The following is a 5,880-nucleotide window of genomic DNA, read 5'->3' on the forward strand; positions in this document are numbered from 1 at the left end:
CAGCAGGGCCCGCACCTCGGCCACCAGCCCGGCCGGGCCGCGGCGGTCGAGTCCGCGGGCGAACTCCAGCAGTCCGTCGCCGCCGAACAGCTCTCCGGGCCGCGCCCCGGTGCGGGCCTCGGTGAGTCCGTCCGTGTAGAACAGCATGGTGTCGCCGGCCTCGAGGGTCGTGGCCGCGGACACGAAGTCCGCGTCGGCGACGACCCCGACCAGCATCCCGCCGGGTGTCTCCAGGTACTCCGCCCCGCCCTTCGCCCGCAGGACCAGCGCGGGCGGGTGCCCTCCGGAGACCAGCCGGACGCGGACCTCGCCCCGTTCCGGGTCCGGCTCGAGGAAGCCCACCACGGCCGTGCAGTAACGCGGGTCCGCGTCGCCGTCCGCGTTGTTCGCGTACAGCGCGTCGTTGAGCGCCTCCAGTGCCCCCAGCGGGTCCTGGTCGTGGAAGGCGGCAGCCCGCAGGGTGTAGCGGGTCAGCGAGGTGACCGCCGCCGCAGCCGGTCCGCTGCCGCTGACGTCGCCGAGGAAGAACGCCCAGCGGTCGCCGCCGAGTTCGAAGACGTCGTAGAAGTCGCCGCCGAGCCGCTCGGCCGAGGCGGGCCGGTAGTGGCAGGCGAGCTCCAGCCCGGGCACCGTGGGCAGTTCCGGCGGCAGCAGGGCCTGCTGGAGCACCCGGAAGGTCTCCTCCAGCCGCGTCCGGTCGCCGTCGGCCTGCCGGCGGGCGGCCTCCGCCTCCTTCCGGGCCTCCTCGGCCTCCCGTCGTGCCTGCTCGGCGGCCTTGCGCCGGCGCAGCAGCTCCTCCTCGTAGCTCCGCCGGTCGGAGGCGTCGAACACCGTGGTGCGGATGAGCTGGGGCACGCCTTCGGCGTCGTGCTTGACGGTGGACGACACCAGGACCGGCAGGCGTGAGCCGTCGGCGGTCCGCAGTTCCAGCGCGACGCCGCCGATCTCGCCCCGCATCCGCAGCAGGGGGGCGAAGTGGGTCTCGTGGTAGAGCCGTCCCCCTGCCGTGAGGAGGTCGGCGAAGCGCCTGCGGCCCACCACGGTCTCCGCGCGGTCGGCGCCCAGCCACCGCAGGAGTGTGGTGTTGATCCTGACGATGGTGCCGTCCATGAGCGTGGACAGGTAGCCGCAGGGCGCCGAGTCGTACAGTTCCTCCGCGTCGTCCGTGGGGAGCGTCGGGCCCTGCGGTGAGGCCCGCGGCGCGTCCGCCGGTGTCGCGGGGTGCTCCGGGGCGGCCCAGGCGTCCGGTTCCTCCGGTTCCTCCCGCGACGGCGCCGCGGCGCCGTCGCCCCGTTCCCCTTCCTCCTCCTCGCTCACCGCCGGTGGTCCAGGAAGTCGAGGACGGCGTCGGCGGTGGCGTCCGGGTCGCTCAGGTGCGGGCAGTGGCCGTTGGCGTCCAGGGTGACCTGCCGGGAGCCGGCGATGTGGTCGTGCACGAAGGTCCCGACCTCACGCGGCGCGAGCGCGTCCTGGGCGCAGTCCACCACCAGCGTGGGGACGTCCACCCGGGAGAGGTCGTCCCGGTTGTCGGAGAGGAAGGTGGCCTCCGCGAAGACACGGGCCATCGCCGGATCGGTCGAGCAGAAGCTCTCGGTGAGTTCCTCGCCGAGTTCGGGGCGGTCGGGGTTCCCCATGATCACCGGCGCCATGGCGGACGACCAGCCGAGGTAGTTGGCGTCCAGGGAGGCCAGCAGTTCATCGATGTCCTCCCTGCTGAAACCGCCGCGGTACCCGCCCTGGTCGATGTAGCACGGCGACGGCGTGATCATCACCAGCGCGCCGATCCGCTCCGGCGCCGCCCTGGCTGCCAGGACGCCGATCATCGAGCTCACCGAGTGGCCGACGAAGGCGACGTCCCGCAGGTCCAGTTCCTCGCAGATCTCCACGACGTCGCGGGCGTACCCGTCGAGGGAGGAGTACCGCTCCTCGCTCCAGGCGGAGGGGTCCGAGCCCCCGGCGCCGACGTAGTCGAACAGCACCAGGCGGTGGCGGGCGGCGAGCCGGGGCACGATCAGCCGCCACATGTTCTGGTCGCATCCGAACCCGTGCGCCAGCATCACGACCGGCCCGTCGGGATCGCCGACGATATTCACCCTGTTTCTCTGCAATACGCCCATATCACCCATCCTGCGGCAGCGCGCCCACTTCACCAAGCGCGGCCCCGCGGGGCGGCGACCCGGCCGCGGGGCGGCGACCGCCCCGCGGCCGGTCCGTCACAGGGCGCGGACCAGCAGCATGGCGCCCATGAGCAGCATCGTGGCCGCCACCAGGGCGTCCAGGATCCGCCAGGCGGCGGGACGGGACAGCACCCCGCCGAGGAGCCGGGCCCCGTAGCCCAGCCCCGCGAACCACACCAGGCTGGCCAGCATCGCGCCGCACCCGAAGACCCAGCGCAGTGACCCCCGGTCGGACGCGACGGAGCCCAGCAGCAGTACCGTGTCGAGGTAGACGTGCGGGTTGAGCCAGGTCAGGGCCAGGCAGGTCAGCACGGCGGTGCGCACCGAGCCGGTCGCGGCGCCCTGAACGCTCAGCGCCTCTCCGGCCGGCCGCAGGGCACGACGGGCGGCCAGCGCCCCGTAGCAGATCAGGAAGGCTCCGCCGGCGAGGCCGACCACGGTCAGCGCGGCGGGCCAGGCGGTGACCACCGCACCCAGTCCGGCGACGCCGAGCGCGATGAGCACCGCGTCGGAGACGAAGCAGATGCCGACCACGGCGAGCACCGCCTGTCGGCGCACCCCCTGACGGAGGACGAAGGCGTTCTGGGCGCCGATGGCGACGATGAGGGAGAGTCCTGTACCGAATCCGGCGAGCGCCGCCGGGAGAAAACCGCTGTTCACGTGATCCGACGCTATGTGGCCCGACATCATTAGTACAGCTGAAGTTTCTTAACTATCATTAGCTGACGTGATGAGCGATCTGCCCCATGACCAGGTACGCACCCTGCTCGCCGTCGTCGACGAGGGGACCTTCGACGCCGCCGCGGCCGCCCTGCACGTCACGCCGTCGGCGGTCAGTCAGCGGATCAAGACGCTGGAGCAGCGCACCGGGCGCGTGCTGCTGAGCCGGACCAAGCCGGTGCGGCCGACGGAGTCCGGGCAGGTGGTGGTGCGCTTCGCCCGCCAGCTGGCCGCACTGGAGCAGGACGCCGCCGCCGAGCTGGGACTGGCGGACGCCGCGGCGCCGGCCCGGGTGCCGATCGCGGTGAACGCGGACTCCCTGGCGACCTGGTTCCTCCCGGCGCTGACCCGGGTGCCGCAGGATCCGCCGGTCTGCTTCGAGCTGCGCCGCGAGGACGAGGCGCACACCTCCACCCTGTTGCGGGAGGGGCAGGTCATGGCCGCGGTGACGTCCTCGGCGGAGCCGGTGACGGGCTGCACGGTGCGCCCGTTGGGGCTGGCCCGGTACCTCCCGGTGGCGAGCCCCGGGTTCGTGGAACGGCACCTGTCGGGCGGGCCGCCGGAGCGGCTCCTGCCCGAGGCCCCCGTGATCGCCTTCGACCGGCGCGACGAGCTCCAGGACCGGTTCGTCCGCTCGCTCATGCCCGGGGCCGCCGGCGCCCGCCCTCTCCGGCACCTCGTGCCCACCTCGGAGGGCTTCTGCGACGCGGTGACCGCCGGCCTCGGCTGGGGACTGGTCCCCGAGCCGCACGCCGAGCCCCTGCTGCGCGCGGGGCGGCTCCGGGAACTGACCCCCGGGAGGCGGGTGGACGTCCCGCTGCACTGGCAGCAGTGGAAGCTGGACGTCCCGGCCCTGGCCCTCGTGGCGCAGGCCGTCCTCGCCACGGCCGCCGAGGCGTTGCACCACCCCGGCGGCACGCCCGCGCCGGGCGGCTGACGCCGGTCAGCAGCCGCCGCAGTTGTAGTACGTGACGTCCCAGTGGTTGCCCTCACGGGCGTAGATGTTCCCGGAGGCCGACTGGTACTGGGCCGCCCCGTCGCTGCGGTTGACGATGCGGGTGAAGCTGCCGGTGATGTAGTTGCCCAGGCAGGTGGTGAGGCTGTAGTCGAGCTTGTAGCCGTTCCAGTGGCTGTACGTCCCGCTCGCGTGCCCCGTCTCGGTGCCGCCGGTGATGGTCATGGCGCACCCCGACGCGCTCCGCAGCGTCACCGCGCCCTGCGCGGTGGCCAGGTTGAGCTGCTCGAACGAGGTGCAGGTGGAGGTGTTGCGGTCCGAACAGCCGCCGCTGGAGGTCCAGCCGATACCGGCGTTGCGGAACATGGTCGTCGCGGTGGAGTGACTGATCTTGGTCACCGCCGCGGCGGCCGACTCCTTGGCGACCGCGGTACCCGGGGCCATGGCCAGCCCCACGGTCAGTACGGACGCCGCAAGCACCGCGTACGTCTTCGCCCTCATCGCTCACTCCTGATGTCTCGACCCGGCCCGTTTCTGTCATGCGCACGCTAAGCCCCCTTTCCGTCGCGCGACAGAGCCCCGCACGGGCCGGACTATTGACGCACCTCATGAAACAAGTGAATAGTTTTTGTATCTTCGGCTCACCACACGGTGCTCCCCCACAGCACGCACCCTCCCCCTCGACCCGACCCTCGACGACCTGGCCCGCACCGGCCCCGGAACAGGAGCTCCGATGACCCGAACCACCCCGGACACCACGCCACCCGCGGCGGTCTTCACCACGTACTCCCCGTCGACCGGCGAACCACTCGCCGAGCATCCGTCGGACGGCCCCGAGCAGGTCGCCCACGCGGTGGCCCGGGCCCGGAAGGTGCAGGGGGGCTGGGCCGCGCTGCCCGCCGGCCGGCGCCGCGCCCACCTGCTGGAATGGAAGCGCGCCCTGGCCCGCGAACTGGACACCGTGGCACGGACCATCGCCGAGGAGACCGGCAAGCCGGCCGGCGACGCCCAGCTGGAGGTCGTCCTCACCCTGGAGCACCTGGCCTGGGCGGCCCGGAACGCCGAACGCGTCCTGCGCCGGCGCAAGGTGGGCACCACGCTCTTCACCGTCCACCAGCGCGCCACCGTGGAGCACCGGCCGCTCGGCGTGGTCGGCGTGATCGGACCGTGGAACTACCCCTGCTACACCCCGATGGGGTCCATCGGCTACGCCCTGGCGGCCGGGAACGCCGTCGTCTTCAAGCCCTCCGAGCTGACCCCGGCCACCGGGGTCCTGCTCGCCGCGCTCTTCGACGCCGCCGTGCCCGAGTACGCGGGACTGCTCACCACCGTCACCGGCGGCGCGGCCACCGGGGAGGCCCTGGCCCGCTCCGGCGTCGACAAGCTGGCGTTCACGGGCTCGCCGGGAACGGCCCGCAAGGTGATGGCGGTGTGCGCGGAGGGCCTGACGCCGTTCCTCGCCGAGTGCGGGGGCAAGGACGCCGTGATCGTCACCGCGGACGCCGACCTCGACGCCGCCGCCGACGCCGTCGTGTGGGGCGCGCTGAGCAACGCCGGTCAGACCTGCGCCGGGGTGGAACGCGTCTACGCCGTGCGCGAGATCCACGCCGCGCTGTGCGAACGTGTCGTCAAGCGTGCCGAGGCCCTGCCGACGGGAGGGGAGGACGCCGCGTACGGCCCGATGACGATGCCGAGCCAGATCGCGGTCGTCGAACGGCACGTGGAGGGAGCCGTCTCGGCGGGAGGACGCGCCCTGCTCGGCGGCCCGGAGTCGGTCCGGGCGCCGTACGTCGCGCCCGTCGTGCTGACGGGCGTGCCGGAGGACGCCGCCGCGATGACCGAGGAGACCTTCGGACCGGTCGTGACGATCAACGAGGTCGCCGACGTCGACGAGGCCGTGACCCGCGCGAACGCCTCCCGCTACGCCCTGGGCGCCGCCGTCTTCTGCGGCAACGGGCGTGCCGGGGCGGCGATCGCCGCGCGGCTGCGGGCCGGCGCGGTGTCGGTGAACTCCGTGCTCGGCTTCGC

6 protein-coding genes are annotated in these 5,880 nt (G+C 73.2%); 2 read left to right on the top strand and 4 right to left on the bottom strand.

The genetic code is table 11. From position 1 onward, the window contains the following. The 3 genes from HW445_RS16125 to HW445_RS16135 form a co-directional block, all read right to left on the bottom strand. Positions 1 to 1,317: SpoIIE family protein phosphatase (locus tag HW445_RS16125; protein ID WP_308799258.1), on the bottom strand; the 1,317-nt coding region annotated here is incomplete at its 3' end. Next, positions 1,314 to 2,117 (bottom strand): alpha/beta fold hydrolase, encoded by an 804-nt coding sequence (locus tag HW445_RS16130; RefSeq protein WP_180221711.1) that lies wholly within the window; start codon positions 2,115 to 2,117, stop codon positions 1,314 to 1,316. The genes HW445_RS16125 and HW445_RS16130, both read right to left, overlap by 4 nt. Before the next feature lie 96 nt (positions 2,118 to 2,213). Beyond that, the gene (locus tag HW445_RS16135; protein WP_180221712.1) at positions 2,214 to 2,837 is read right to left on the bottom strand and encodes a LysE/ArgO family amino acid transporter; all 624 of its coding nucleotides are present in this window, start codon (positions 2,835 to 2,837) and stop codon (positions 2,214 to 2,216) included. Between the two features lie 70 nt (positions 2,838 to 2,907). On the opposite strand from HW445_RS16135, the gene HW445_RS16140 reads away from it, so the two are divergent. Next, entirely contained in the window at positions 2,908 to 3,834 is a 927-nt protein-coding gene (locus HW445_RS16140; RefSeq protein ID WP_180221713.1) for a LysR family transcriptional regulator ArgP, read from the top strand. A 6-nt stretch (positions 3,835 to 3,840) separates the two neighbouring features. Here HW445_RS16140 and HW445_RS16145 read toward each other — a convergent pair whose 3' ends face one another. Beyond that, a complete protein-coding gene (locus HW445_RS16145) occupies positions 3,841 to 4,353 on the bottom strand; it encodes a hypothetical protein (protein WP_180221714.1) in 513 nt (170 codons plus the stop codon). A gap of 232 nt (positions 4,354 to 4,585) precedes the next feature. On the opposite strand from HW445_RS16145, the gene HW445_RS16150 reads away from it, so the two are divergent. After that, on the top strand, positions 4,586 to 5,880 hold a 1,295-nt coding region (locus tag HW445_RS16150), incomplete at its 3' end, for an aldehyde dehydrogenase family protein (protein WP_180221715.1).

The sequence above is a fragment of the Streptomyces sp. UH6 genome, from assembly GCF_013421635.1.
Taxonomy (GTDB): domain Bacteria; phylum Actinomycetota; class Actinomycetes; order Streptomycetales; family Streptomycetaceae; genus Streptomyces; species Streptomyces abyssomicinicus.